Origin of the sequence: Duodenibacillus massiliensis, assembly GCF_928721995.1 — a bacterium.
Classification (GTDB): Bacteria; Pseudomonadota; Gammaproteobacteria; order Burkholderiales; family Burkholderiaceae_F; genus Duodenibacillus; species Duodenibacillus massiliensis.
Map to the genome: position 1 here is coordinate 2,134,598 of NZ_OV788642.1, position 26,041 is coordinate 2,160,638.

A 26,041-nucleotide genomic window follows, 5' to 3' on the forward strand; every position below is an offset into this window, starting at 1 on the left:
TCGAGGATTTGTCCTTTCCTCGGAGACGCACTTTATAGGACGGAGAGCCCGCCTGCTGAAACCGACTGTCAGTGAACGCAACAGTTTGTTAACCGCGGGGGGTTCCTGTTGCAGTTGGCAATAGACGGGCGGCTGCGGATACATTTCGCTGACGCTTTTTTCCAGCTGAAAAATGAGGTATCGGCCCGACTACAATGCGTGAGGTATACGGGAAAGACAAGCGATGAGCATCAAGATTTTTGACATGAGCTGCACACACGGCCACCGTTTTGAAGCGTGGTTTTCGAGCCTTGAAGACTGCAACGGGCAGCTCGCGCGCGGCCTTGTTGTCTGTCCGTACTGCGAAACAAGCGATGTTAAGCGCATGCCCACGGCCGCGCACATCGGAGCTGACGTTTCTGCTTCAGAAGACGCCGACAGAACAGTTTCTGCTCAAGAGAGTGTCGTACGCGAGGCTGCCGAACGCTTTTTTGCAGGCGTCCGGAAAGCCGCGGAGTCTGCGGTTGACGTGGGGGAGGATTTTCCGCGTCAGGCCCGGGCCATGTACCGCGGCGCCATGCCGCAGCGCCTCATCAAAGGCATGTGCACAAGAAAGGAAGCCCGGGAGCTCGTCGAAGAAGGGATCGGCGTGGTGCCGCTGCCGGAGTCTGCCGGGAAGACTTTGAATTAGGTGTTTTCCCGTAAGTTATTGACAGCGTTTTTACGCGCGCTCATAATGCGCACCCTTCGCCGTTAAGACGAAGGCGCAAAGCCGAAAGAAAACAAAAAAATTTTCCGAGGGACTTGCAAAACGAAAAACGGTTGTGTAGTATACGCAACCTTGTCGCCGACGAAACGGCAACAAACGCTCTTTAAAAATCTGAAACAGACGAACCGATAAGTGTGGGTGCTTCTGAAAAATGCAGTTTCTTCATGGAAACGCAAAAAAATCGGAAGTACTCAGACTTTAAGCCAAAGAAATGATTGAGATTTATCTCAGTCAGTTTCTGCGAGTGATTTGAGTACGACCAAAAAGCAGGATTCAAGTGAAGAGTTTGATCCTGGCTCAGATTGAACGCTGGCGGCATGCCTTACACATGCAAGTCGAACGGCAGCATGGAGAGCTTGCTCTCTGATGGCGAGTGGCGAACGGGTGAGTAATACATCGGAACGTGTCCGTTTGTGGGGGACAACCGTCCGAAAGGATGGCTAATACCGCATAAGACCTGAGGGTGAAAGCCGGGGACCGCAAGGCCCGGCGCAGACGGAGCGGCCGATGATTGATTAGCTAGTTGGGGAGGTAAAGGCTCACCAAGGCGACGATCAATAGCTGGTCTGAGAGGACGACCAGCCACACTGGAACTGAGACACGGTCCAGACTCCTACGGGAGGCAGCAGTGGGGAATTTTGGACAATGGGGGCAACCCTGATCCAGCCATGCCGCGTGCGGGAAGAAGGCCTTCGGGTTGTAAACCGCTTTTGTCAGGGACGAAAAGCTCCGGAGTAATATGCCGGAGTGCTGACGGTACCTGAAGAATAAGCACCGGCTAACTACGTGCCAGCAGCCGCGGTAATACGTAGGGTGCGAGCGTTAATCGGAATTACTGGGCGTAAAGCGTGCGCAGGCGGTTGGGTAAGACAGATGTGAAATCCCCGGGCTTAACCTGGGAACTGCATTTGTGACTGTCCGACTGGAGTACGTCAGAGGGGGGTGGAATTCCACGTGTAGCAGTGAAATGCGTAGATATGTGGAAGAACACCGATGGCGAAGGCAGCCCCCTGGGACGCAACTGACGCTCATGCACGAAAGCGTGGGGAGCAAACAGGATTAGATACCCTGGTAGTCCACGCCCTAAACGATGTCTGCTGGTTGTTGGGAATTTAATTCTCAGTAACGAAGCCAACGCGTGAAGCAGACCGCCTGGGGAGTACGGTCGCAAGATTAAAACTCAAAGGAATTGACGGGGACCCGCACAAGCGGTGGATGATGTGGATTAATTCGATGCAACGCGAAAAACCTTACCCAGCCTTGACATGTCAGGAATGCCTCGGAGATGAGGCAGTGCCCGCAAGGGAACCTGAGCACAGGTGCTGCATGGCTGTCGTCAGCTCGTGTCGTGAGATGTTGGGTTAAGTCCCGCAACGAGCGCAACCCTTGTCATCAGTTGCTACGAAAGGGCACTCTGATGAGACTGCCGGTGACAAACCGGAGGAAGGTGGGGATGACGTCAAGTCCTCATGGCCCTTATGGCTGGGGCCTCACACGTCATACAATGGTCGGAACAGAGGGCAGCGAAGCCGCGAGGTGAAGCCAATCCCAGAAAACCGATCGTAGTCCGGATTGCAGTCTGCAACTCGACTGCATGAAGTCGGAATCGCTAGTAATCGCGGATCAGCATGCCGCGGTGAATACGTTCCCGGGTCTTGTACACACCGCCCGTCACACCATGGGAGTGGGGTTCACCAGAAGACGTTTGCCCAACCGCAAGGAAGGCGGCGCCCACGGTGGGTTTCATGACTGGGGTGAAGTCGTAACAAGGTAGTCGTACCGGAAGGTGCGACTGGATCACCTCCTTTCTAGAGAATGTTTCTGAAAAGGAACTGCAGTAAAAGAAGGAAGTTCCCACACTTATCGGTTGAGTCTGTTGAAGTTGTAATGCGGTTGGGTCTTTAGCTCAGCTGGTTAGAGCATCGTCTTGATAAGGCGGGGGTCGATGGTTCGAGTCCATCAAGACCCACCAAACGCAGTGCATGAAACACGCGGGGGCATAGCTCAGCTGGGAGAGCACCTGCTTTGCAAGCAGGGGGTCAACGGTTCGATCCCGTTTGTCTCCACCAGACATTCAGTTCAAAAGCTCTTGTATGAGAGTTTTTAAACGGAGTGTCTTCAGTATGAAGATGCACCGAGCTCTTTAAAAATTTGGAAAAAGAAGTAAAGCGTTCAATTTCAGTGTTGATGAGACGCTGAAACGGGATGTGATTGCATTTGAACTGAGTTTCAAATCTTCATTGAACGAGAATCTCAACGATTTAACCAAGAGAACAGCACGTTACGAAATCAGTCACGTGAATACTCTGCGGGCAAAAGGCTGCAGGGTTATAGGATCAAGTGACTAAGTGTATGTGGTGGATGCCTTGGCGATCATAGGCGATGAAGGACGTGTAAGCCTGCGAAAAGCTGCGGGGAGTCGGCAAAAAGACTTTGATCCGCAGATGTCCGAATGAGGAAACTCACCGGGTAACCGGTATCACAAACTGAATACATAGGTTTGTGAGGCGAACGCAGTGAACTGAAACATCTAAGTAACTGCAGGAAAAGAAATCAACCGAGATTGCGGCAGTAGCGGCGAGCGAAACCGCAGCAGCCTAGTTTTTGATAATGCATGGTGACAGCAGAACGGTCTGGAAAGGCCGGCCACAGTGGGTGACAGCCCCGTATGCGAAGTCCGGTGCATGGTACTAAAAAGACGATAAGTAGGGCGGGACACGTGACATCCTGTCCGAAGATGGGGGGACCATCCTCCAAGGCTAAATACTCATGATCGACCGATAGCGAACCAGTACTGTGAAGGAAAGGCGAAAAGAACCCCGGGAGGGGAGTGAAATAGAACCTGAAACCGCATACATACAAACAGTAGGAGCCCTACGGGGTGACTGCGTACCTTTTGCATAATGGGTCAGCGACTTACGTTTTGCGGCAAGCTTAACCGAGTAGGGGAGGCGCAGCGAAAGCGAGTTCGAACAGAGCGATAGAGTCGTAAGGCGTAGACCCGAAACCAGATGAGCTAACCATGGCCAGGTTGAAGGTGTGGTAACACACACTGGAGGACCGAACCGACCGGTGTTGCAAAACCGGCGGATGAGCTGTGGTTAGGGGTGAAAGGCTTAACAAATCTGGAGATAGCTGGTTCTCCCCGAAAACTATTGAGGTAGTGCCTCGTGACTGACTCCGGGGGGTAGAGCACTGTTATGGCTAGGGGGACATGGCGTCTTACCAAACCATGGCAAACTCCGAATACCCGGAAGTTGAATCACGGGAGACAGAGCACCGGGTGCTAACGTCCGGACTCAAAAGGGAAACAACCCAGACCGCCGTTTAAGGTCCCAAATACAGGCTAAGTGGAAAACGAAGTGTGAAGGCTAAGACAGTCAGGAAGTTGGCTTAGAAGCAGCCATCCTTCAAAGAAAGCGTAATAGCTCACTGATCGAGTCCTCATGCGCGGAAGATGTAACGGGGCTAAGTCTGTAACCGAAAGCGCGGATTTGTACGCAAGTACAAGTGGTAGGGGAGCGTTCTGTAAGCCTGCGAAGGTGTGTGGTAACGCATGCCGGAGGTATCAGAAGTGCGAATGCTGACATGAGTAACGATAAAGCGGGTGAAAAGCCCGCTCGCCGTAAGCCCAAGGTTTCCTGCTCTACGTTCATCGGAGCAGGGTGAGTCGGCCCCTAAGGCCAGGCTGAGAAGCGTAGCTGATGGGAAGCAGATTAAGATTTCTGCACCGACGTTAAGTGCGAAGGGGGGACGGAGTTTTGAGCATCATCCGGGTGTTGGATGTCCCGGTTTGTGCGTGTAGGAGGCCGGCAGGCAAATCCGCCGGCGAATCTCCGAGACAAAGCATCGAGCTGCATTTTGCAGTGAAGTGATGGGATGAACTTCCAGGAAAAGCCTCTAAGCTATAGCTTAATGTCGACCGTACCGTAAACCGACACAGGTGGGCGAGTTGAATATACTCAGGCGCTTGAGAGAACTCGGGAGAAGGAACTCGGCAAATTGACACCGTAACTTCGGGATAAGGTGTGCCTTTGTAGTGTGAAGAGTGAAACACTCCGAGCATGAAGAGGTCACAGAGAATAGGTGGCTGCAACTGTTTACTAAAAACACAGCACTCTGCAAAGACGAAAGTCGACGTATAGGGTGTGATGCCTGCCCGGTGCCGGAAGATTAAGTGATGGGGTGAGAGCTCCTGATCGAAGTCCCGGTAAACGGCGGCCGTAACTATAACGGTCCTAAGGTAGCGAAATTCCTTGTCGGGTAAGTTCCGACCTGCACGAATGGCATAATGATGGCCACACTGTCTCCTCCCGAGACTCAGTGAAGTTGAAATGTTTGTGATGATGCAATCTCCCCGCGGCTAGACGGAAAGACCCCATGAACCTTTACTGCAGCTTTGCATTGGACTTTGAACCGATCTGTGTAGGATAGGCGGGAGGCAGAGAACCGAGGACGCCAGTCTTTGGGGAGCCGACGTTGAAATACCGCCCTGATTTGTTTGAGGTTCTAACCGCGGACAGTAAACCTGTTCCGGGACCGTGCATGGTAGGCAGTTTGACTGGGGCGGTCTCCTCCTAAAGGGTAACGGAGGAGTACAAAGGTACGCTAGGTACGGTCGGAAATCGTGCTGATAGTGCAATGGCGCAAGCGTGCTTGACTGCGAGACCGACAAGTCGAGCAGATGCGAAAGCAGGTCATAGTGATCCGGTGGCACTGAATGGAAGGGCCATCGCTCAACGGATAAAAGGTACTCTGGGGATAACAGGCTGATACCGCCCAAGAGTTCATATCGACGGCGGTGTTTGGCACCTCGATGTCGGCTCATCTCATCCTGGGGCTGTAGCCGGTCCCAAGGGTATGGCTGTTCGCCATTTAAAGAGGTACGTGAGCTGGGTTTAAAACGTCGTGAGACAGTTTGGTCCCTATCTGCCGCGGGCGCTGGAAGATTGACGGGGGCTGCTCCTAGTACGAGAGGACCGGAGTGGACGCACCTCTGGTGTACCGGTTGTCACGCCAGTGGCACAGCCGGGTAGCTATGTGCGGAAGAGATAACCGCTGAAAGCATCTAAGCGGGAAACTTGCCTGAAGATAAGTCTTCCCGGAGGCTAGACCTCCCAGAAGAGTCGTTCGAGACCAGGACGTTGATAGGTCAGGAGTGCAAGCGCTGTGAGGCGTTGAGCTGACTGATACTAATTGCTCGTGAGACTTGATCCTATAACCGTGCTGCCTAGCCTAATGTAAGGCAGTTGAGAAACGGACAATGGATTTTGAAGCGCAGTGAATGCAAATAATCGCGTTCCGACGCTTACTTCTTTTTGCAAAGACTTCGTCACGGGAGTTCAATTGATGAACTTCTGAGACAACAGGCTTTGCCCGGCGGCCATACCGTGGCGGTACCACTCCTTCCCATTCCGAACAGGACAGTGAAACGCTTCTGGGCCGATGATAGTTGGTTGTATTTCCAGTGAAAGTAGGACACTGCCGGGCTTTTCCATTTAAAACCCTCGGGATCAAAACGGTCTCGGGGGTTTTTCTTTGCCTGTAACTTTTTCCTTCTTCGGATTTTCCCCGCAGCAAGTCCAAAGGTTACGGTGAATTTTTGTCTTGTGCCGGTCACTCAAAAGTGTTGCAGACCTTCCTACAGCTTTCCTCCCATGACCCGGAGATCGTCACTTTTTTATCGGGATAACGCTTAGAAGATTCTTTCTAAATTCGTAACGAGCTTCAAAAGGCTCTTGCGTTTGCGCCCGATATCTCTATTGTTTGGTGAAACGGGGCGCGTTCACCGGAACGCCCTACGCTATTTATTTGGAGGAAACAGTCCATGGCAGAGGTCAGTGATAAGTCCGTCAAACTTGAGTTCTCTGACGGTACACCGTCCGTAACTCTTCCCGTTCTGACGGGCAGTGTCGGCCCTGATGCAATCGATATTTCGACCCTTTACAAGCAGACCGGCAAGTTCACCTACGATCCGGGATTTATGGCTACCGCCGCCTGCCGCAGTTCGATTACCTACATTGACGGTAATGCCGGCAAACTCCTGTACCGCGGCTATCCCATTGAGCAGCTCGCCAAAAAGTGCGACTTTCTGGAAGTCTGCTATCTGCTTTTAAACGGGGAACTCCCCAACGCCGATCAGAAGGCTGAATTCAACGACCTCGTGATGCATCACACGATGATTCACGAGCAGATGCAGTTCTTCCTTCGCGGTTTCCGCCGTGACGCGCACCCGATGGCTGTTTTAACGGGCCTGGTGGGCGCTATGAGCGCGTTCTACCCGAAGAGCAGCAACCTTCTGGACGATGACCAGCGCCGTATGGCTGCCGTGCAGATGATTGCCAAAATGCCGACTTTGGTCGCCATGGCCTACAAGTACTCGATCGGCGAGCCGTACGTCTATCCGAAGAACGGTCTTTCCTATTCCGCCAACTTCATGCGCATGATGTTTGCCATTCCCTGTGAGGAATACGAAGGTAACGATGTGATGACGCGCGCCATTGACCGCATCTTTATTCTGCATGCCGATCACGAACAGAACGCTTCCACTTCGACCGTGCGTCTGTGCGCAAGTTCCGGCACAAGCCCCTTTGCGGCGATTGCGGCCGGCGTGGCGTGCCTTTGGGGGCCCTCGCACGGCGGCGCCAACGAAGCAGCGCTTAACATGCTCTATAAGATCCAGGCCGAAGGCGGTGTGGAAAAGATCGGTGACTTCATTAATAAGGTGAAGGATAAGAGCTCCGGCGTGCGCCTCATGGGCTTCGGGCACCGCGTCTACAAGAACTACGACCCGCGCGCCAAGCTCATGCGTGAAACCTGCCACGAGGTGCTCGATGAACTGGGCCTTCACAACGATCCGATCTTTAACCTCGCGATGAAGCTTGAAAAGATTGCTCTGGAAGACGATTACTTCATCTCGCGTCACCTCTACCCGAACGTGGACTTCTACTCCGGTATCGTGCAGAAGGCTTTGGGTATTCCAGTGCCGCTCTTTACTGCTATCTTTGCGCTCGCCCGCACCGTGGGGTGGTTCGCCCAGATGAATGAGATGATTGACGATCCGGCTTACCGTATCGGCCGTCCGCGTCAGCTCTTTACGGGCGCGACGGAACGCGACGTTCCGGATCTTGCGGACCGTAAGTAACCGTCAGGTTTAACCGGTAACGAAAAAGGCAGAGATTTTTCCGATCTCTGCCTTTTTGCTATTTGGCGTTATTGAGCGCATCGATGAGTTCGTTTTCGATGCGGATTAAGGCCTCTTCGTTTTCAAGCACCCGGCCGTTAATGAGAAAGACGTCTTCAACGCGCTCGCCTAACGTAGCGATCTTGGCGGTCGCAAGACTTACGCCGTTCCGGCTTAAGACAACCGCGATAGCAAAGAGAAGCCCCAAGCGGTCGTTGCCGGCAATCTGCAGAATCCAGCCGTGGTTGGATTCATCGCGTTCAATTGAGACGTAGGGGGGCGCAGGGAAGTTGCGGCCCCTGCGCGAGAGTTTCCCGGTCTTGGGTTCCGGAAGGGGCTTGGCATCTGCTATGACCTTCGCAAGGCTCACCTGCAGCTGGCTCACGAAAAAGTCGATGTCGCTGCGGTTTCTGCGGTCCTGCACAAGAAACGTATCCAGCGCCCAGCCGTGGGCCGTGGTGTGAATGCGGGCGTCAAGAACCGAGAGGCCCTGCTGCTCAAAGTAGGAGACCACGCGCGCAAAAAGGTTTTCCTGGTCCTTGACGTAAACGAGCACTTCAATGCCTGCACCGTTTTGCGCAACGCGCGAGCGCACCACGGGGTAGGGAAAGCTCGGTGCCCATGCCAGTTCCTTGGTGTGCCAGGCAATGTCTTCGGGGTTGTGGCGCAGGAAGTAAACGATGTTTAATTCCTTCCAGAAGGCGTCGCGCACGAAGGCGGGAATGCCTTCGGCGTCCACCAGCCGGCAGGCCTCATCGCGCCGCCGGGCAAAGACCGTGGCGCGGCTTGAGTCCCGGGCTTCACCCGAGAGAACCCGCATCGTGCTGCGGTAAAGGTCCTCCAAGAGTTGCTCCTTCCAGGCGTTCCAGACCTTGGGGCCCGTGGCGCGGATGTCAGCAACCGTAAGCGCAAAAAGCGCGTTTAACCGGTCCGGGGTCTTCACAAGCGCCGCAAAGCGCTGCACCACCTCCGGATCGCTGATGTCTTCTTTTTGCGCCGTGTGGCTCATCGTGAGGTGCTCACGCACGAGAAAGACGATAAAGTCGGTGTCTTCGGGCGTCAGCCCAAAGCTCACGCCGAAGCTCTCCGCTTCTTTTGCGCCGAGTTCGGAATGATTTCCCCCGCGGCCCTTGGCGATGTCGTGAAAAAGCCCCGCAACCGTAAGCCGCCAGGGCTCGGGGAGTTCGCTTACTGCCTGGGAGCAGAGCGGAAATTCATGAGCGTAGGAGGAGTGGGCAAAGCGCCTTAAGTACTTGACGACGAGCAGAGTGTGCTGGTCCACCGTATAGGCGTGAAAGAGGTCATGCTGCATCTGCCCCACGATGCGCCGGAAGACCGGGAGAAACCGCCCCAAAATGCCCCAGGTGTTCATGTTCTTGAGGCAGTGGTACGGCCCGTAGTGCAACTTCAGAATTGAAATAAAGAGCGCCTTGTTTTCGGGGTCGTTTCTGAAGGCCGCATCGATTTTGTAGCGGGAGTGCCAGAGCGCACGCAACAGCCGCGTTGACATCGCCTTTAATTCCCGGTGCTGCGCGTAGACGTAAAAGGCTTTGAGGATATTGCGGGGATCGCCGTAAAAAGCGTCTTCCGAGACAATGTCAAGATAAATGCCGCGCGCGGTAAAGACGCCGTCGATTGCAACGGCCTTCATTTCCCCGCGGTCAAAGAGCTTGTCGGAAATTGCCTGCAGCAGCACCGCGTTTAACTGCACCGTGTTTTTGGCGTTGAGGTAGTAGCGCTTCATGAGCTCTTCGCTTGCGCTCAAACCCGCGGTGTCTTTGTAGCCTGCGCTTACCGCAAGCTGCGTCTGCACGTCAAACACGAGCCGGTCTTCGTGACGGTTGGCGAGAAGATGCAGCCGGATTCTCAGGGCATTTAAAAAGTGCTGGCACTGCCCGAGATGGTAGCTTTCGGTTTCGGTGATAAGGCCCGCGGCTGCAAGCTGCCGCCAGTTGGCGCCCCAGCCCGCAGCTTTCGCGCACCACAAAAAGACCTGAAGGTCACGTAAGCCCCCGGGGCTTTCCTTGATGTTGGGTTCGAGCGCGTATGGGCTGTCTTCGCTTCTTAAGTGCCGCTGCCGCATCTCAAGCATCTTGCGGCGGAAAAACGCCCGCGCGTCAAGCTCCTTGAGAAAATCGGAGTTCACTTTGTCAAAAAGCGCGCGGTTACCAAAGAGAAACCGCGCTTCAAGAAAGGCGGTTGCAACGGATATATCGCCCTTAGCCTCTTCGCGCATTTCCCGGGGGGTACGCACAACGCTTCCCACCGTAAGCCCCAGGTTCCAGAGTTCGGTGACGAAGTGTTCCGTTGCAAGGTCTGTGGCCGCATCGTGCCCTTCGGGCATTAAAACGAGGACGTCGATATCGGAAAAGGGAAACATTTCCGCGCGCCCGTAGCCCCCGACGGCGACAACGGCGCTGGCGTCGGTGAGGCCCGCCTTCTGCGCGCACTCGGCCACATAACGGTCAATGATCGTTGTGTGGCATTTGAGATAGGCGGAGACGCGTCCATTTTTTAAAAACTGCTCGCCGAGCTCCCGGCGCAGTGTGACAAAACGGGCGGTGGTATCAGCGGGCGCGGCCATCGTCGTGATCAGTCAAAGTGCGGCTTTTTCCAGCCCTTAACCCAGGCGGGCGCTTCGCGCGAGCCTTTGCTCACGGTGAGGATGTCGTAACCGGTTTCGGTGACAAGCACCTCAAGCTCCCACTGCGCCGAAAGCGAGCGGTCTTTCGTGACCACCGTCCAGCCGTCGTTTAAGTCCATGATGTGACGGCGCCCGGCGTTAACCATCGGTTCAATGGTAAAGATCATGCCGGGTTTGAATTCCGCCGTGGGCGTTGCAATCGGGGAGTGGCTCACATGCGGGTCCCCGTGAAAGACGTGGCGGCCGATACCGTGTCCGCCGTATTCCTTCACAACGCTTAAACCGAGCGAATCGCAGTACTTCTGGCAGGCAATGCCGATATCGTTAAAGCAGTTGCCGGGGCGAACGGCTTCAATGCCCTTCCACATGCATTCAAACGTCGCTTCGCAGAGACGGTGGCCGGCAATCGTGGGCTTACCGATCTCAAACATGCGGGAGTTGTCGCCGTAGTAACCGTCTTCGTCCACGATCGTGATGTCGATGTTGACGATGTCGCCGTTTTTAAGAACCTTCTTTTCGCTCGGAATCCCGTGACAGATCACGTGGTTGGGGGAAATGCAGGTCGCGGCCGGATAGGGAATGCAGCCCTTGGGGGCGTAGTTGAGGCATGCGGACTTGCATTTGAGTTCGTCCACCGTGTACTCAAGCATGAGTTTATCGAGAGCCAGCGTCGTGACGCCTGCCTTGACGTACGGGGTAATGAAGTCCAGAAGTTCACTTGCCTTGCGGCCCACGCGCCGCATGCCTTCAATTTCTTCCGGGGTATTGATGTGAATGTCTGCCATGATTACTTATCGCTGCGGGAATAACTGTAGGGAAGGGAAAGAGCCGTGAGCACCGCCTCGCCCGCTCGGTATGTGTCAGCGGTTTTGTCGGCTGCGACCTGCGCAAGCACTGCGGCCTTGGAGCCTGCGGCCGCTGAAAGCACCACGGTGCCGGCAACGGTGCCGCCGGCATCGGTGATGTCGCTTCCTGCGGGAAGTGCCTTACCGCAGGCAAAAAGCGCGGCGCGCCGTGCTGTCTTACCGATGTGCTCCACGCGGGAGACGATTTCCTGACCGGTGTAGCAGCCCTTATTAAAGCTCACGCCCCCGATGCACTCGAGGTTCACGGCCTGAGGGACAAATTTGTCGCTTGTGGCCGAAACAATAAAGGGAACGCCCGCGGCCGCCGTTGCGGACCAATAAGCTTCGGCGCTGCCCGTGAGTTCCGTGTCGGCTTTAACGAGTGCGAGGGCGCGGCCTGAGGTAAGCCCGAGAGCATCAAGTGCTTCGGGGCTTCCCGACGTTTGGGTAAAGCATTTCACTGTCGGAAGATCAGAGGGCACGTCTCCCACGATCCCGGCAACGGTGAGGTCCTTTACTTCTTCAACCTTCACCTTGCTTCTCAGAATGTACATTCTGAGGCGCTTAACGGTCGTGTCCAGCGTTTCGCGCGCCGTGAAGGCGTAGACCGCGTCATTGTCTTTATACAACTGAAAGACCGCGAGAAGCCGGCCTTTGGGGGAGCACCAGCCTGCTGTCATCAGGGAGTCCGCGGTAAGGTGCCTCACGTCGTTGGTGAGCTGCCCCTGCAGAAACGCCTCACGGTCTTCGCCGGTGAAGCGCAACAGGGCAACGGATGCCGACAGATCCGCAGCGCCCTTTAAAAGGTTTGTTTCACTCATAACTGAAAAATTGAGTTTCGCCGGAGGCGTAAGCCCGGAAACGAGGGTTTCCGGAAACGTGTCCTGCCTATGATTTTTGGTGCTGAGATTGTACCCGCGCAAAGCGCTGACAAAGCGCGGGAAACCGTGCTGTAATGCCGTGTTGCAAAGATTTTGGAAACGAGGCTGGCGATGGGTGTTGAGACCGAACGCAAATTTTTGGTGAAAAGTGATGCCTGGAGGGGCGACGCCGACGCCGGTACCGTCATGGCGCAGGGCTATCTTGCCGATACAGAGCGCGCCGTCGTGCGGGTGCGGGTGGCGGGAAACTGCGGGTTTCTGACGGTTAAGGGGCGCAACACCGGGATTTCCCGGGCCGAATTTGAGTATGACATTCCGGCCGGTGACGTGCTTACGATGCTTGAGACGCTCTCATGCGGCGGTATTGTGAAGAAAACCCGTTTCAGAGTGCCGGCCGGAGAGGGGCTCACCTGGGAGATTGACGTTTTTGAAGGGGAGAATGCGGGGCTTGTCACGGCGGAGATTGAACTTCCCTCAGAGGGTACGACCTTTGTTAAGCCCGCGTGGCTCGGAAAAGAAGTCTCGGGCGAGGCGCGCTACTACAACAGTAATCTCGCGAAGACTCCCTACACGCGCTGGGCATAGGTTCTACTTTCTTTTGTTTCCGACTTTGTTTTTGGCGCAGAGGCGTCCTGCGCGCCCGCTACAATGCGCAGGCACATTTTTTCGTGCGGTTTTTTAAGTAGCGGGCGCGGTCTTGGATCAGCAACAGTTAAAACTTTACGCAGAAGCGGCACGCACCAAAGCCAGGGCGCTTTGGGCGTGGGCTTCGGCGCGCCCGGTGCTTACGGGAGCCGCGGCGGCCCTTGTGATTTCGCTCATCCTTGCGGCCTGTGCCTGGCGCGGCGTCGTTTACTGGTACGCCGAGCGGCCGATTCCGGTGGATACAGCCTCCCGCACACTGGAAGTGCGGATTGTGCCGGGGACTTCGGCGCGCGTTGCGGCCGCGCAGTTGGTGGAAGCCGGACTTAAGACGTCTGCTGATCAGATTGTGGCCGCCATGCGTATTCACGGGGCGTTAAGCATTCACGCCGGACGCTACCGCTTCACCGACGGCATGACGATGAAGGCCGTGATCGATAAGCTCGCCACCGGCGCGGTGGAAGCCGGAAGCATCCGTATCGCCGACGGCATGACCATCTGGCAACTCAGAAAGGCCGTGGAAAGTAATCCCGACATTACGGTGACGACCGCGGAGATGACAGAGGGCGAATTACTTACCGCCATCGGGGCCTCCGAAGGTTCCGCGGAAGGCCTTTTTGCGCCGGAAACCTACAAATTTAATTCCGGGACAACCGACATTGCGGTCTACCGCATGGCCTACCAGCGGCAAAAGGGAGTTCTCCAGACGCTTTGGAACAAGCGCGCCGAGGGACTTAAACTCAAAACGCCCTATGAGGCCCTCATTCTGGCTTCCATCATCGAAAAAGAAACGGCGCACCCCGAGGACCGGTATCTTGTGAGTTCGGTTTTTCATAACCGGCTGCGGGTGCGAATGCCCCTGCAGACCGATCCCACGATTATCTATTCGCTCGGGGAAGACTTTGCCGGCAACCTCCGTAAGAAAGACCTGCAGCGCCCCGGCCCTTACAATACCTACCGCAACTACGGCCTGCCGCCCACGCCCATTGCCATGCCGGGCTACGCCTCGATTGACGCGGCGTTAAATCCGGCCAAATCGAAGTTTCTGTACTTTGTGGCGCGCGGCGACGGGACCACACAGTTTTCGCGTTTTCTGGAGCATCACAACCAGGCGGTCAACAAGTATCAGCGCAACCGGCGCTGAGCGTTGGTCGGGACGCCGGAGATTCGGGTTATGACAAAGATCAGTGCGGACACAAACGGCCGCGGCCGTTTTATTACGTTTGAAGGCATTGACGGCGCGGGAAAAACCTCCCAGATCGACGCCTGTGAGGCGTTTTTGCGTGAAAAGGGAATCCGCGTGGTGCGCACGCGTGAGCCCGGGGGTACCGTTCTCGGAGAAAAAATCCGGGCGATGCTGCTTGCGGATGACATGGTGCCCTTAACCGAAACCCTGCTTTTTTTCGCGTCGCGCGCCGAACATATCGCCCAAGTCATTGAACCGGCTCTTGCCCGGGGCGACTGGGTACTCTCCGACCGTTTTACGGATGCGACCTACGCCTATCAGGTGGGAGGTAAGGGCATCGATCCCGCTGTTGTCGAGACCCTTGAAAAACTCGTGCAGGGGACATTGCAGCCGGATGTGACGGTGCTTTTTGACATTGATCCTGTGAAGGCCGCCGAGCGCCTTAAGGGCGCGCGCGAAGCCGACCGTTTTGAAAAATTGAGCACCGGCTTTTTCTCGGGCGTGCGGCAGGCGTATCTCGCGCGTGCCGCGGCAAGCCCCGAACGCTTTTGCGTGGTGGACGCAGCGCGCCCTCAGACTGAGGTGACGGCTGCGGTTTTAAAGGAGGCGGCGGCATGGCTTTAGCGGTTTTTCCGTGGCAAAAGCACCTCGCGGACACCTTAAACGGGATGCGCGGAAAGCTTCCCAACGGCCTTTTGATTTACGGGCCGCGCGGGATCGGCACGTTTGAACTGGTGCATGCGTTTGCAAAAAGCCTTATGTGCACGTCGCCCGCCGCGGACGGCACGCCCTGCGGACACTGTAAGGGCTGCCACCTGACTGCGTCTTACGCCCATCCGGACTTGGTCTACGTGGTAAGCGAAGCTGAGGCGCTGCCGCGCGACATTCCCTTTGAGGAACCGGATAACGCCGCAAGCGACCGCAAAACCCAGTACCGCGAAATTCTCATTCACCAGACGCGGCGGCTTGCGGAAATCTTCAGCCTCAAAACAAACGAAGGGGGCCTGCGCGTGGTGCTTGTGTACCCCGCGGATCAGCTGAGAGCCGAAGCAGCGGCAGCCTTACTTAAAAACCTCGAGGAGCCCCCGGAAAACACGGTGTTTCTGCTGGTAGCCGACGGCATCGACTTTGTGCTGCCGACCATCCGCTCGCGCTGCCGGCTTTTAAGGGCCGATATGCCCACGCACGCCGAGGCGCTTGCCTGGCTGGAACATGAGCACGTCGATCACCCGGAAAAGTCGCTCGCGCTTGCGGGCGGCATGCCTCTCGCGGTCTTTGAAAAGGATGTAAAGCGCATCGTCACCGATGAGCAGCGTGAAAAGCTTCTGGCGTTTTTGCGTGCGGGACGCCGCGCGGGGGCGGACGCGGCCCTTAACGCCGTCACGCGCGACATGACGCTTCAGGCGGTTTCCGTCTTTCTTTCGCGCTGGGCGTGGGATCTTGCGGCAGCCTTTAACGGCGCCGCACCGCGGTACTTTACGGAAGAAGGACAGGTGCTCCGTGAGATCGCGCAGGGGATGGATGCCGCAAAACTCTTTATGTGGATTAATTCCGTGAGAGACGTCTGCCGCGTGAGCGACCATCCCCTTTCGCCCAAACTCATTCTTGAAGCGCTGCTTCTGGCGTACCTGAGAGCGATCGCTCCGGCAGCAAGGTAGGGTGACAAATGGCAGGATTTAAAGTAACGGACTTTGCGCGGATGAAGGCGGCGGGGGAACCCATCGCCATGCTCACCTGCTACGACTATTCAACCGCAAAGCTCATGAACACCACGGCCGTTGACAGCCTTTTGGTGGGGGACTCCTTGGGCACCGTGATGCTCGGCTACCCCGACACCTTAAGCGTCACAATGGAAGACATGATCCGGCACACGCAGGCGGTGGTGCGCGGGGCGCCGGACAAATTTGTCGTGGCTGACATGCCCTTTATGAGTTATCAGACCGGGGTGCGCGATGCGGTCATTAACGCTGGACGCCTCGTGAAAGACGGGCACGCCCAGGCCGTAAAGCTTGAAGGGGGCAGCGACTACGCTGAAGAAATCGCGGCGATCGTGAGGGCCGGGATCCCGGTGATGGGGCACCTGGGGCTCACGCCGCAGTCGGTGAACGCCCTCGGAGGCTACCGCGTGCAGGCCAAAACCGAAGAGGCCGTCAGGCGTCTGGTGGACGACGCGCTCGCCCTTGAAGAAGCCGGGGTTTTTGCGGTCGTCATTGAATGTACGCCCGCTTCTGCCGCCCGTGCCGTCACTGAGGCGCTGAGGGTTCCCACGATCGGAATCGGCGCGGGTGCGGCCTGTGATGGTCAGATTCTTGTGTGGCAGGACATGGCGGGGCTTTTTACGGACTTTGCACCCAAATTTGTGAAGCGCTGGGCCGATACCGCAACGGTTTTAAAAGACGCTTTTAACGGTTACGTGAGCGAAGTGAAGGCAAACACGTTTCCGGGCCCCGAACACACGTTTGGTGCGGCTCAAAAAACAATGAAGACACTTTACGGACCTGAAGACGGTCCGAAGACCAATTAACGGACAGTGCAAATGATCATTGCTCAGACAGTTGAAGAAGTGCGCGCACAGGTGCGCGCCTGGAAAAAAGAGGGACTCACGGTGGGGCTTGTGCCCACGATGGGGTATCTGCACGAAGGGCACGCAAGCCTCATCACAAAGGCCGTTTCGCTCTGTGACCGTGTGGTTGCCTCGGTCTTTGTGAACCCCGTGCAGTTTTCGCCGAACGAAGATCTCGCAAGCTACCCCCGGGACTTTAAGCACGACTGTGAGTTGCTGGAAAAAAACGGTTGCGCCATGGTGTTTCACCCGACGCCCGAAGTGATGTACGCGCCGGATTTCAGCACGTGGATTGTGCCCGAGCACTTAAACGAGGGCCTGTGCGGCAAAACGCGCCCCATTCACTTTAAGGGCGTGTGCACGGTTGTCGGGAAGCTCTTTAACATCGTGCAGCCCGATAAGGCCTTCTTCGGTCAAAAGGACGCGCAGCAGGCGGCGATTGTCGAGCGCATGGTCCGGGACCTTAATTTTGACGTTGAGATCGTGCGCTGCCCCATCGTGCGTGAGGCTTCGGGCCTTGCGAAATCTTCCCGCAACACGTATTTGTCGGATAAGGAAAAAGAAGCGGCGCTCGTTTTAAGCCGGGCGGTGGCTAAGGGCGAAGCCCTTTGCAAAGCCGGTGAAACCGATGTTGCCACGATTATCCGTGCGATGAAGGCGGTGATTGAAGACGAGCCTCTGGCAAAAATCGACTACGTTGAAGCGGTGGACGCCGCAACGATTGAACCGGTGACGACCGTACGGCCCGGCACGCTTTTTGCGATGGCCGTTTATATCGGGAAGACGCGCCTCATCGATAACTTCGTGTACGCGGGATAAGCCCGCAAAGGACGAAAAGACAAATGCTCATCGAAATGCTCAAGGGCAAAATCCACCGGGCCCGTGTGACGCAGGCTGAACTTAATTACGTGGGCTCCGTTACGATTGACCGGACGTTGATGGACGCCGCGGGCATCCTCGAATACGAAAAGGTGCAGATTGCCGACGTCGATAACGGTGAGCGGCTTGAGACCTACGTGATTGCCGGAGAGGCCGGAAGCGGCGTCATTTGCCTAAACGGCGCTGCGGCGCGGTGCGTGAGCACCGGCGACAAGGTGATCATCATGGCTTACGCGCAGGTAACGCCCGAAGAGGCGCAGAGCTTTAAGCCCAAAGTCGTGTTTGTCGATGACGCCAACCGCCCCGTGCGCGTGACGCACTACGAAAAGCACGGCAGGCTTGTGGACCAGTAAGATCCTGAAGCGCCCGAGTTAAGGGCGCTTTTTTTATCGCTCGGAGTAGGGGACCAAAAGGGGTACTGGCATCGGAAGGTTTCCTTCCCAGCTTCGCATGTACCAGCGAAGATACACAAGCCCCCAGCGGTAGTTGTAGTCGGGGGCGCGCGAAATGCCGGCGGCGGCCCCCACCGAGACGTGGCTGCCGAGGCGGCGCTCAAGGTTGGCCTGCACCGACCAGCTGTTACTCCAGTCCGCGGAAGTGGAACTTACGCTTGTCAAATCCGACATATTGGGTTTTTGCCAGGCCGGAATACTTCCGGGGAGCGGATAGCGGGCAATGCCTTCGGTTTTGGCGTAAGAGCGCCCCGCGGTGGCGGTCACTCGCCAGGTCCAGTTTTCCGTGCGGCCCGTATCGTTTAAGGAAATGTTGAAACCCACATAGCGCTGGGGTGAATAGTAGCCGCCCTGGCCGAACGTATAGCCGCTTAAATCCTTGTCAAAACCCCAGAGCATCACAAATAAGGACGGTGTGAACTCATGGTTGGGTTTACTGATAAGGCGCGTGTAGGCCGTGCCCATTGCCTGCCAGCTGGTGTTGTCGGCGACGTTTCGTCCGCGGATGGTTTCGGCGGAAATCTTGCCCCAGAGGCCGATTCCGGTACCGTCATCGCGCGAAGCCGAAAGCGACACGCCCGTACGGCGTACGCCGCCCCACCATTTGCCGGTTGCGGGGTCACGCTGCCCGCCGTAGGCTAAAAGCGACGCGTCTTTGGCGCGCCGGTAGGCCTCTGCCGTAAGACTCGTGTCTCCCCAGTTAAAGCTGTAGGAAAGGGCGCCTGTGATGTCGGTGTAGTGGAAACCAATCGGGGTGGTGCCGATATCAAAGGCCCAGACGCCGTTGTCCCACGCCGCGGCAATAAGGCTTCCGGTGGCGCGGGTCTTGCCGCCCGCGGGATTGCAGCCCCCGGAAAAGCAGGTCCCCGTCATCGACTCCCATTCGCCGGGAACAAGCGCCCCCATGTCGTAGCGTACCGTGTCGCTGCGGATCGTGAGCGTGCCGCCCTTGGCGGGCATCATCATCTGCACCATGCCGATATCGGCGCGCGTGTCCGAATACCCCGGGGTGCCTTCATCGTGGACCTTGCGGTAGCCCGTCGTGACGATCACATTGTCGTTTTGGTAAAGAAGCGAGGAGTGAAGCCTTAAGGCCGATCGCATCCAGTCGTCTTCGGTATCGGGCGACAACATCGCGTGCGTAAAGTCGCGGTCGTCGGCCGGGTAGGCTGCGGTAAGGCCGGCGTTTACGAAGGCCTGCCGGTAGGCGGTGAGTGCCCCTTCGGTGTCGCCTCTTTCCTGAAGCCAGGCGGCCTTGTCGCGGTTAAAGAGCGCGTAGTCGCGGTTAACGGCCGCGGGGATGTTCTGCGAGTAGGTTTTGTAGAGGTCTCGCACCTTGGCCGTGCGGCCGAGTTTGCCGTAGGTTGCCACGGCTTTCCTGACCTGCGCAATCGTCATGCGGTTGCGGGGGTCCGAAGTCATGCTGTCCAAAAGGCCTGCGGCATCATCGGCGCGCCCCAGCTCAAGCGCAATCGCTGCGGCCGAAAGGTGCGCTTCCACCGTAAACTGCGGTTCGTCAAAAAGGCGCCGGTACTGCCTCAAGGCCTCTTCTTTATCCGGCGTGCGGCTTGCCCAGTCCGCCCTGAGGCTTGTGATGTCAGGCGTTGCCGTCGTGAGGGTATTGAGTTCCTTTAAGGCCTGCTGCCATTCACCGCGGTTGGCGCGGGCTTTGGCGGTGCGGATGGTGCGCTCGGTGATGAGGCGCTCTAAAAACGCGAGGTGCTCGGGGCGCTTACCTTCGGCCTTCGTGAGAACATCAATCGCGTCATCGGGTTTTTCCGCGCCGTAAAGCGTCACCGCATAGGCGTAGGCCCAGGCGGCGGACGCAAGGCGCTTTTTGTCTCCGGACTCAAAAAGCGCAAGGGCGCGGGTTTTGTCGCCTTCGGCGAGATAGGCCTGCGCAAGGCGCCGCACCAAAACGGGCGTTTCGCCCACCAGATTGATCTGCTTACGCAAAACGTAAATCAGAAGCGGGCGATTGCCGTTTTTTTCGTAGATGTTCGCAAGTGACGCCAACTCTTCAGCGTAGATCGCGTCGAGTTTTTCGCGCCTGAGTTCTGCGCTTGAGTTCTTTCCGGAGAGCGCCCTCTCAACGAGTTTTCCGGCTTTTCCGTACTCCCCCTTTTGCCGCGCGATGTCGGCAAGATCAAGCATCACGCCGGTCTTGCGGGCGGCGGGCGCCGCGGGGAGCGCCCGTAAGTACCAGCTTTCAGCCTGCGCGAGTTCCCGGGCTTTCACGGCGTCCCTCGCCTTTTCAACCGCAATCCGGAAAATGCCTTCATCGAGCGCCTTACGCCAGGTTTTGGCGCGGCTGTCCTCGGGCGCCGTTAAAAGCGCGAGGCTTAAGTCTTCCGCGGCTCTCTGGCGTTTTTTGGGGTTCACGATGTCACGCAGACCGTTTACCGAGAGGCGGTTAAGCCGGAAGGTTTTGAGTTCAAAGGCGGCCCGACGGCCGATTAAGGGATCGGTGGGCGCCGTGCCTGCCAAGAGCGCAAGCGCGGCTTCCGCGTCCTTCACGCGGGGCGTATGCAGCATATTGCGCCAGTAACGCACCATCAGGCCGTTTTCGCCCGGTGCGCCCCCGAAAAGCGCGTCGTAACCAGCTAAAGCTTCGGCGTATTTCCCGTCTTTTTCGAGCGCAAAAATGCGCCTGAGCCTCTCGGCATAACGGGGTTGGGTTAACTGCGCGACAAAGCGGGCCTGCTCACAGACGCGGCCGTCATTGCTGCTGCAGAGAATTTCAAGCTGAGGGCTTAACCCCGGCTTGTTCTCGCCCGGGGTAAGTGCTGTCAAACGCAGCTTTTCAAGCCGGTAGTCCGCGCGCGCGGGCCGTAAGGCAATGAGCGCATCGACAGCATCAGAGGCTTGCTGAAAGTGCCCTGCGCGGTGCGCGTTGATGACGCGGTCAATGAGTTGGGCCGCATCGGGTTTAGCGTCCGCAGCGCCCGCGGACACCGGCGCGCAAAGGACGAGCGCAGCCGTCAGGACCGTGAGTCCGGCGCGGGCGGGGACCGAAAGCAGGGGGCCGTAGAATCCGGCCCCGCGCTTTTTACTTGGGATAGACAACCCAGTTATCACCGCGCTTTAAGTAGTCGCGGCCCTTATAGGTAAGAACAACCGACTGGGCGTTTTCCGAGACGGGATTGGTCTGCGGCAGTTCTGCAGCCAGTTCCGTAAGGTCCACCGTGCCCTTGGGGGAGGAGTAGAAGTTCGTCTCAAGGACTTTGCCGATCAGTGCGCCCAAAGCGAGGTAACTCGTGTCCCCGGTGACATGCACGGTCTTGCTGTTAAGTTCCTTAAGACCGAAAAACTTCACCATCGTCGGCACCTGCGTGATGCGCATGCTCGGAATGTCACGCAGCCGCGCGGTCTGCACGCGGTCGCCTCTTACGGCAGCACCGTGCTCGGGCACGACGATCAGCATCACCTTGCGGCCGCTTCGCTCAATATCGCGCATAAAGGCCTGCAGCTGATCAAGGAAAATCTTTGCGCGGGGCTTAAAGTTTTCCCAGTGGGCGTGGCGCGGCAGGCGGTTGCCGTCATGAAGCGCCATGAAGTTCATGAGCGTGACGCTTCTTCCCTTTTCACGCGCCGTGCGGCGGTTCCAGTCTCTTAACACGGCAAGGTCATCGGCCAAAGGCTCATCGTCAAAGCCCATGTAGCGGATCGGATAGCGCTTGTCGCTTTCCAGGGGCGCGGTGAGTCCGGCCTTGTTTCTCAACGTCTCGAGGTAGTCGTCGTAGTCGCCGCTGTGGTCGAGATAGAGATGCTGCTTAAAGCCGAGTTTGTCGAGCCGGTTCATGATCTGGCATTCGGGGCGCGAGACGTAAAGATCGTCGTGCGAGGGCTGACCGCAGGCCATGTTTAGAAGCCTCAGCGTTGCCGGGCCCGAATAAGACGTTGCCGAATTAAACCGGTCGAAAATGAGGTTAAAGCGCGAAAAGACACTGTGGTTTGTGAGGTCGCTCACCGCGAGATCGTCGTTGGAGAGCGAACAGATGTTCATGATCACAATGTCAAAGGGCGTGTCTTTGGCGGAAAGCCCCTCAGGGAGCTGCGCCTTACGGTCCTTTTCATACTCATGAAAGGCCGCGAGCCACTTCGTGATGGTCGCGGAGTCAGCTGCGCCCGCAGCCGTTTTTTTGCTTTCCGCTGCTGTTGTGTCGGCGGCAGCCAATTCCGGCGTTTCCGTTTCCGGGGGATTAACGGCGTTCCAGAGATAGGGCGTCAGTACAAAGCCGACAAAATAGAGGACGGTGACAACGGAAAGCCGGATCCAGTTTCTGAGCACGAGGTAGGCAAGCGCAATCACGATGCCCCAGCCGACCATCTCAAAGTTCACAAAGTCCCAGAGCAGTTCTTTGATGTAACTCGCGGAAAACCCGGCGATGTTGGCGGCGTTACTTGTGATGCTGTCTAAACCGGGGAGCCAGCTTTCGGAATAAACGAGCACCGCGGCGCCCGCGGCCGCGAGAACCTGCCGGGCAATCGAAATCTTTCGGTTTGCAACCGGCAGAAGCAGCACGAAAAAGAGCAGCGCGTTATAAAGAACACTGAGGCTTAAGTAGTCGCAGGCCGCAAGCGCAAACTCGCAGGCAAAAAAGACGTTCCACCACCCAAGGCCCCGTAAAAAGGGGCTCTCAAAGAGGGAGGAAACCGTCGTTACTTTCTCTGTCATCGCGCCTCCTTACTTTGCCGCGCGCGGAAACCACACGCGCCCGTTTTCATCAAAGGCAAAGAGCCGGTAGTCAAACCCGAGACCGAAAAGAATGAGCATGTTGGTGTAGTAGTTGTCCTTTTGAACGGGCATGGCGGTAAGCATCGTGCGGATCCTCGCAGCCGCTTTCTGTGCGGAGGGCGTGCGCTCGGCAAGTTCCAGAATACAGGCGGCAAACCCGGGATTGCCGGCCTTGTTCATCGCGAGTGTATTGAGATTGACTTTCTCCGGGGGTGCTCCGAGCGTCACCGCCGCTTCCACCATCGGCTGAAACTGACGCTTTAAAACCGCGTAGGCCGGGTCTTTCGGACTCATCATGCCGGCCCAAAGATAGGTGCGGATGGCGTTATAGCTGCCGATCGCGTTGTCCGGGTCCTGCATTTCAACGATGCGCCCTTCTTTGTCAAACCGCACCCAGTCCGGAGCAAAGCCCTTGGGGGCTGAGCGCAGCAGCACTCTGAGAGACCCGTCAAAAACGGCGTTCCACATGGGGTCGATTTCGGCAAAGCGCCTCAGGATAAACAAGGGGTAGTAGCTGGGGTTAAGTTTCACCGTGTCCTTCGTTTCAAAACCCATGCGCCCGGGCAGAAGGACTTTGCCGACGTTTTTAACATCACGGATCTCTTTGGCAATCAGTGCCATCATCTGCTTACCCTTATCCGTGTAGTCGGGCCGGTTCCAGAGGCGTCCGGCTTCCAGTAAGCAGTACGCAATCCACATGTCGCTGTCAACGGCATTATTTGTGTCGATGATGCCCCAGCGCCGGGCGGCACCGTCGCCCCCCGTTGCGCCCCAGAGCCAAGCGGGCAGGGTTTTATCAAGCCTGCCGCCCGCGAGATTGTCCTGCGTCCACTTCACCATTTTTTCAAAGGTGTCGCGGTCACCGGCAACGAGCGCAAAAAAGAGCGCATAAGACTGCCCTTCGCTCGTGGTGATCGAACGAGAGTCGCTGTAGTCAACGACACGGGCGTCTTCCATCCCGACGGCCTTCATTTTGTCCCAGAGATCCCAGGAGGCGTGAGCCGAGGCGGCAAACATCAGGGCGGCCGCTGCCGCGGTAACAAACGGTGTGAGTCGCATCAGGCACGCTCCTTAATCTGACGGCGCATAAAGCGGAAAATGCCGGTTCCCACGATGAGGGCGCACAAAACGGCACAGATAATGAGGATGAAGGGATGGTCGCTCACCGCCACCCAGACGCGCCAGTACCAGGGGAGGTTGCCGCTCATAAAGTGTGAGCCCGTGTCAAAGGAAAGGGTCTTGCCTTCGGTGACAACGGAGACGCTTCCGGCGGCCTGCGTAAGCGCCGTGGGGTCAGCCAGGCGCGTGTTGAGTTCGTAGCCCCCGCGTTCGCCTTCATTTAAAAGTGCAACGACCGTGCGGCCCTGAGTAAAGGGCGACTCAAAACTGACGATGACGCCTGCGCCCGCATCGTCGGTTTTTTCTTTCGCGGCAGCGCCTTCTGTGACTTCACCCTTACTGAACGTGTCGGCGAGGTGCGAGGTAAGCGCCCGGGCGCTTTGCTCGTTAAAGTCCGCAAGTTCCCCGTCGGGGAGTTTTCCCGTGTAGAGAATGTCTTTGTCACGCACCGCCGGGTCTTTGAGGTTGTCGGAAACCGTCATGTGCACGGCGGCAAGGCCCGTGACCGCCGCAATGCGCCCCACGGCGTTAAGCATGGAGGTCACTTCGGCGGGCGTTGCATTTTTGGGCGTCACAAGCGCGGTCTGCGAGAGATCGGCGTACTTGGAGAAGGGGAACCCCGTCTGCGTGAAAAGCGAGAGGTTCGGCAGCTCCGTCCAGTGGTAGGGCCCGGCGAGTTTTACCACGGACCCCGGTTCAATCTCAAGCTGGTGCGGCAGGAAGGCCACCGAACGGCAGTTCTGCAGAGTGCCTTCCGAAAAAGACTGCGAGTAATTGAGTTCAAACCGGAGGTCGTTCACTGCTCCCAAAGCAAGCGCTTTTTCCGCGCGCGGCTTTAAGGCGCCTTCAAAGGAGGGGAGGTGCACCGTCTTTTCCCCGCGGCTGTCCTTGTCGCTCAAGTTGACGGAATCCACAAGGAAATTGTTGATGAGCACGCGAAGCTGCGCGGTGTCGCCGACGCTGGGCTTAGTGTAGCGGTACCGGAGGTTAAGCGTCAGATCGTTGCCGCCCGTGAGGTAGAGGTCGGGCGGGAGCCTTAAGGGCAGATGCACCGCGGGAGCCGTCTGCCCCTTGGCCGTTAACTGTCCCGGGTATTCCATCAGGTCCGAAAACGCGACCGAGGAGTCCGTTTTGATCCAGCGCGGCACATCGTAAGCGTCGCGCACTGCGGGTTCCTTGTAGTCCTTGATTCGGAGGCGCTCGCCGATCAGAACGTGTTCGCTTGTGGCAAAACTTTTTGCGGCCGTCACCACGTCCTTGGTGGTTTTGCCGGACACAACGAGCATCTTGGCGTAGCGGCTTGCCGGCGCGTCCGCAATCCGGATTTCAGGGCCCGAAGCCGGGGCCATATCCTTTAAGAAGGCCGGGCGTTTGTTGTCCGCGGCAAACACAATGAAGTGCCCTTCCGGGGGGACGGTGTTGTAGTAGACAGGAAAGTCAATGCCACGCCAGCCCGCGAGTTTCCCGGCAGCCGAGGCAAACACCGCGGCCGCGGTCTTTTCTTCGTTGTCGGGATCACCCGCAAAGACAATGGGGAGCACCGTGGGCTTGGTGCCTGAAGCCTGAATAAAGGGCGCGGGCCACCGGGCGAGGTCGTTGGAAAGCCTCAGGCGTTCCGTTTCAACCGTGAGTTTTGAAGCCGGATCCAACGTAAGCCACAGCGCTTCGTTCGTGGGGTTTTCGCACACGGGCTGATAGTGCCCGATAAACTGCACCGAGATTTGGTTGTGCTCGCGGATCGAATTGGGATTAAGCGTCACTTCGCTTTGCACGCTTTTGCCGGTGAGGTCTTTTTTCAGCGTCACCGTATCCTGCAGCTGCCCGTTTAAGTAGACGTTTAACTGCGAGGTTTCCGCCAAAAGCGACGGGGAAGCGGTAAAGACGAGTTTGAGCTTGGCGGACGTCACCGACTCATCGTTACGAACGCCGAAGTCAAAGTACTGCGTGCCGTTGGTGCCTGTAAGGCGCACGGTCTGCACTGCGCCTCCGGGCACAAGGTCCAGAAGGGGGTAGGAGGCGGACATGACGGCCGCGGCGTCGGCGGCAGCGGGCACGGCGGGGGCGGCGGCCGGAAGAACGTCGGCGGCGCCGGCCGCGAGAGCTGTTTGCAGAAGTGCGGCAACGGCAAGTTTGCGGATCAGTTGCATTTTCTTTGTTCGCA

At 57.2% G+C, this 26,041-nt stretch carries 16 protein-coding genes, 2 tRNA genes and 3 rRNA genes; 14 read left to right on the plus strand and 7 right to left on the minus strand.

Features of this window, described 5'->3' with window-relative positions:
• Positions 1 to 223: 223 nt before the first annotated feature.
• The 7 genes from NXF97_RS09825 (at position 224) to NXF97_RS09855 (ending at position 7,892) form a co-directional block, all read left to right on the plus strand.
• Positions 224 to 670, plus strand: a complete 447-nt coding sequence (locus tag NXF97_RS09825) for a DUF1178 family protein (protein WP_274955852.1) — start codon at positions 224 to 226, stop codon at positions 668 to 670.
• A 352-nt stretch (positions 671 to 1,022) separates the two neighbouring features.
• A 16S ribosomal RNA gene (locus tag NXF97_RS09830) occupies positions 1,023 to 2,556 on the plus strand.
• An 87-nt stretch (positions 2,557 to 2,643) separates the two neighbouring features.
• Positions 2,644 to 2,720 (plus strand) — tRNA-Ile (locus tag NXF97_RS09835).
• A gap of 21 nt (positions 2,721 to 2,741) precedes the next feature.
• Positions 2,742 to 2,817: transfer RNA gene (locus NXF97_RS09840), tRNA-Ala, on the plus strand.
• 265 nt (positions 2,818 to 3,082) lie between these two features.
• Positions 3,083 to 5,965: ribosomal RNA gene (locus NXF97_RS09845) — 23S ribosomal RNA — on the plus strand.
• Positions 5,966 to 6,123: 158 nt separating this feature from the next.
• A 5S ribosomal RNA gene (gene rrf / locus NXF97_RS09850) occupies positions 6,124 to 6,238 on the plus strand.
• The 16S, 23S and 5S rRNA genes sit together here with 2 tRNA genes alongside, the layout of an rRNA operon.
• A gap of 337 nt (positions 6,239 to 6,575) precedes the next feature.
• Positions 6,576 to 7,892, plus strand: coding sequence for a citrate synthase (locus NXF97_RS09855; RefSeq protein ID WP_022373088.1), 1,317 nt, complete (start codon positions 6,576 to 6,578; stop codon positions 7,890 to 7,892).
• Positions 7,893 to 7,950: 58 nt separating this feature from the next.
• Here NXF97_RS09855 and NXF97_RS09860 read toward each other — a convergent pair whose 3' ends face one another.
• From NXF97_RS09860 to NXF97_RS09870, 3 genes are read right to left on the minus strand one after another with little or no spacing between them, the layout of a single operon-like run.
• The gene (locus NXF97_RS09860) at positions 7,951 to 10,515 is read right to left on the minus strand and encodes a [protein-PII] uridylyltransferase (protein ID WP_274955853.1); all 2,565 of its coding nucleotides are present in this window, start codon (positions 10,513 to 10,515) and stop codon (positions 7,951 to 7,953) included.
• A gap of 8 nt (positions 10,516 to 10,523) precedes the next feature.
• The gene (gene map / locus NXF97_RS09865; RefSeq protein ID WP_022373086.1) at positions 10,524 to 11,360 is read right to left on the minus strand and encodes a type I methionyl aminopeptidase; all 837 of its coding nucleotides are present in this window, start codon (positions 11,358 to 11,360) and stop codon (positions 10,524 to 10,526) included.
• 2 nt (positions 11,361 to 11,362) lie between these two features.
• The gene (locus NXF97_RS09870) at positions 11,363 to 12,241 is read right to left on the minus strand and encodes a YgfZ/GcvT domain-containing protein (protein ID WP_274955854.1); all 879 of its coding nucleotides are present in this window, start codon (positions 12,239 to 12,241) and stop codon (positions 11,363 to 11,365) included.
• A 171-nt stretch (positions 12,242 to 12,412) separates the two neighbouring features.
• Between NXF97_RS09870 and NXF97_RS09875 the strand changes: the two genes are divergently transcribed.
• The 7 genes from NXF97_RS09875 to panD all read left to right on the plus strand — a co-directional run bounded on the left by NXF97_RS09875 (position 12,413) and on the right by panD (position 17,924).
• A complete protein-coding gene (locus NXF97_RS09875) occupies positions 12,413 to 12,886 on the plus strand; it encodes a CYTH domain-containing protein (RefSeq protein ID WP_274955855.1) in 474 nt (157 codons plus the stop codon).
• Between the two features lie 112 nt (positions 12,887 to 12,998).
• Complete coding sequence (mltG, locus tag NXF97_RS09880; RefSeq protein ID WP_274955856.1) at positions 12,999 to 14,087, plus strand: endolytic transglycosylase MltG; 1,089 nt, start codon at positions 12,999 to 13,001, stop codon at positions 14,085 to 14,087.
• Positions 14,088 to 14,117: 30 nt separating this feature from the next.
• Positions 14,118 to 14,753 (plus strand): dTMP kinase, encoded by a 636-nt coding sequence (tmk, locus tag NXF97_RS09885; RefSeq protein ID WP_274955857.1) that lies wholly within the window; start codon positions 14,118 to 14,120, stop codon positions 14,751 to 14,753.
• Positions 14,744 to 15,787 (plus strand): DNA polymerase III subunit delta, encoded by a 1,044-nt coding sequence (locus tag NXF97_RS09890; RefSeq protein ID WP_274955858.1) that lies wholly within the window; start codon positions 14,744 to 14,746, stop codon positions 15,785 to 15,787. Before tmk ends, NXF97_RS09890 begins: the two co-directional genes overlap by 10 nt.
• Positions 15,788 to 15,795: 8 nt before the next feature.
• Positions 15,796 to 16,653: a 3-methyl-2-oxobutanoate hydroxymethyltransferase gene (panB, locus tag NXF97_RS09895; protein WP_274955859.1), complete on the plus strand. Its 858-nt coding sequence runs from the start codon at positions 15,796 to 15,798 to the stop codon at positions 16,651 to 16,653.
• A 12-nt stretch (positions 16,654 to 16,665) separates the two neighbouring features.
• Positions 16,666 to 17,511, plus strand: a complete 846-nt coding sequence (gene panC, locus NXF97_RS09900; RefSeq protein WP_074009004.1) for a pantoate--beta-alanine ligase — start codon at positions 16,666 to 16,668, stop codon at positions 17,509 to 17,511.
• A gap of 23 nt (positions 17,512 to 17,534) precedes the next feature.
• The gene (panD, locus tag NXF97_RS09905) at positions 17,535 to 17,924 is read left to right on the plus strand and encodes an aspartate 1-decarboxylase (protein ID WP_022373079.1); all 390 of its coding nucleotides are present in this window, start codon (positions 17,535 to 17,537) and stop codon (positions 17,922 to 17,924) included.
• Positions 17,925 to 17,957: 33 nt separating this feature from the next.
• Here panD and NXF97_RS09910 read toward each other — a convergent pair whose 3' ends face one another.
• The 4 genes from NXF97_RS09910 to bcsB are packed head-to-tail and all read right to left on the minus strand — an operon-like array spanning position 17,958 to position 26,027.
• A complete protein-coding gene (locus NXF97_RS09910; protein ID WP_274955860.1) occupies positions 17,958 to 21,089 on the minus strand; it encodes a cellulose synthase subunit BcsC-related outer membrane protein in 3,132 nt (1,043 codons plus the stop codon).
• The gene (bcsG, locus tag NXF97_RS09915) at positions 21,073 to 22,701 is read right to left on the minus strand and encodes a cellulose biosynthesis protein BcsG (protein ID WP_274955861.1); all 1,629 of its coding nucleotides are present in this window, start codon (positions 22,699 to 22,701) and stop codon (positions 21,073 to 21,075) included. Before bcsG ends, NXF97_RS09910 begins: the two co-directional genes overlap by 17 nt.
• Before the next feature lie 9 nt (positions 22,702 to 22,710).
• Positions 22,711 to 23,820: a cellulose synthase complex periplasmic endoglucanase BcsZ gene (gene bcsZ, locus NXF97_RS09920; protein WP_274955862.1), complete on the minus strand. Its 1,110-nt coding sequence runs from the start codon at positions 23,818 to 23,820 to the stop codon at positions 22,711 to 22,713.
• A complete protein-coding gene (gene bcsB / locus NXF97_RS09925; protein ID WP_274955863.1) occupies positions 23,820 to 26,027 on the minus strand; it encodes a cellulose biosynthesis cyclic di-GMP-binding regulatory protein BcsB in 2,208 nt (735 codons plus the stop codon). Before bcsB ends, bcsZ begins: the two co-directional genes overlap by 1 nt.
• Positions 26,028 to 26,041 lie beyond the last annotated feature (14 nt).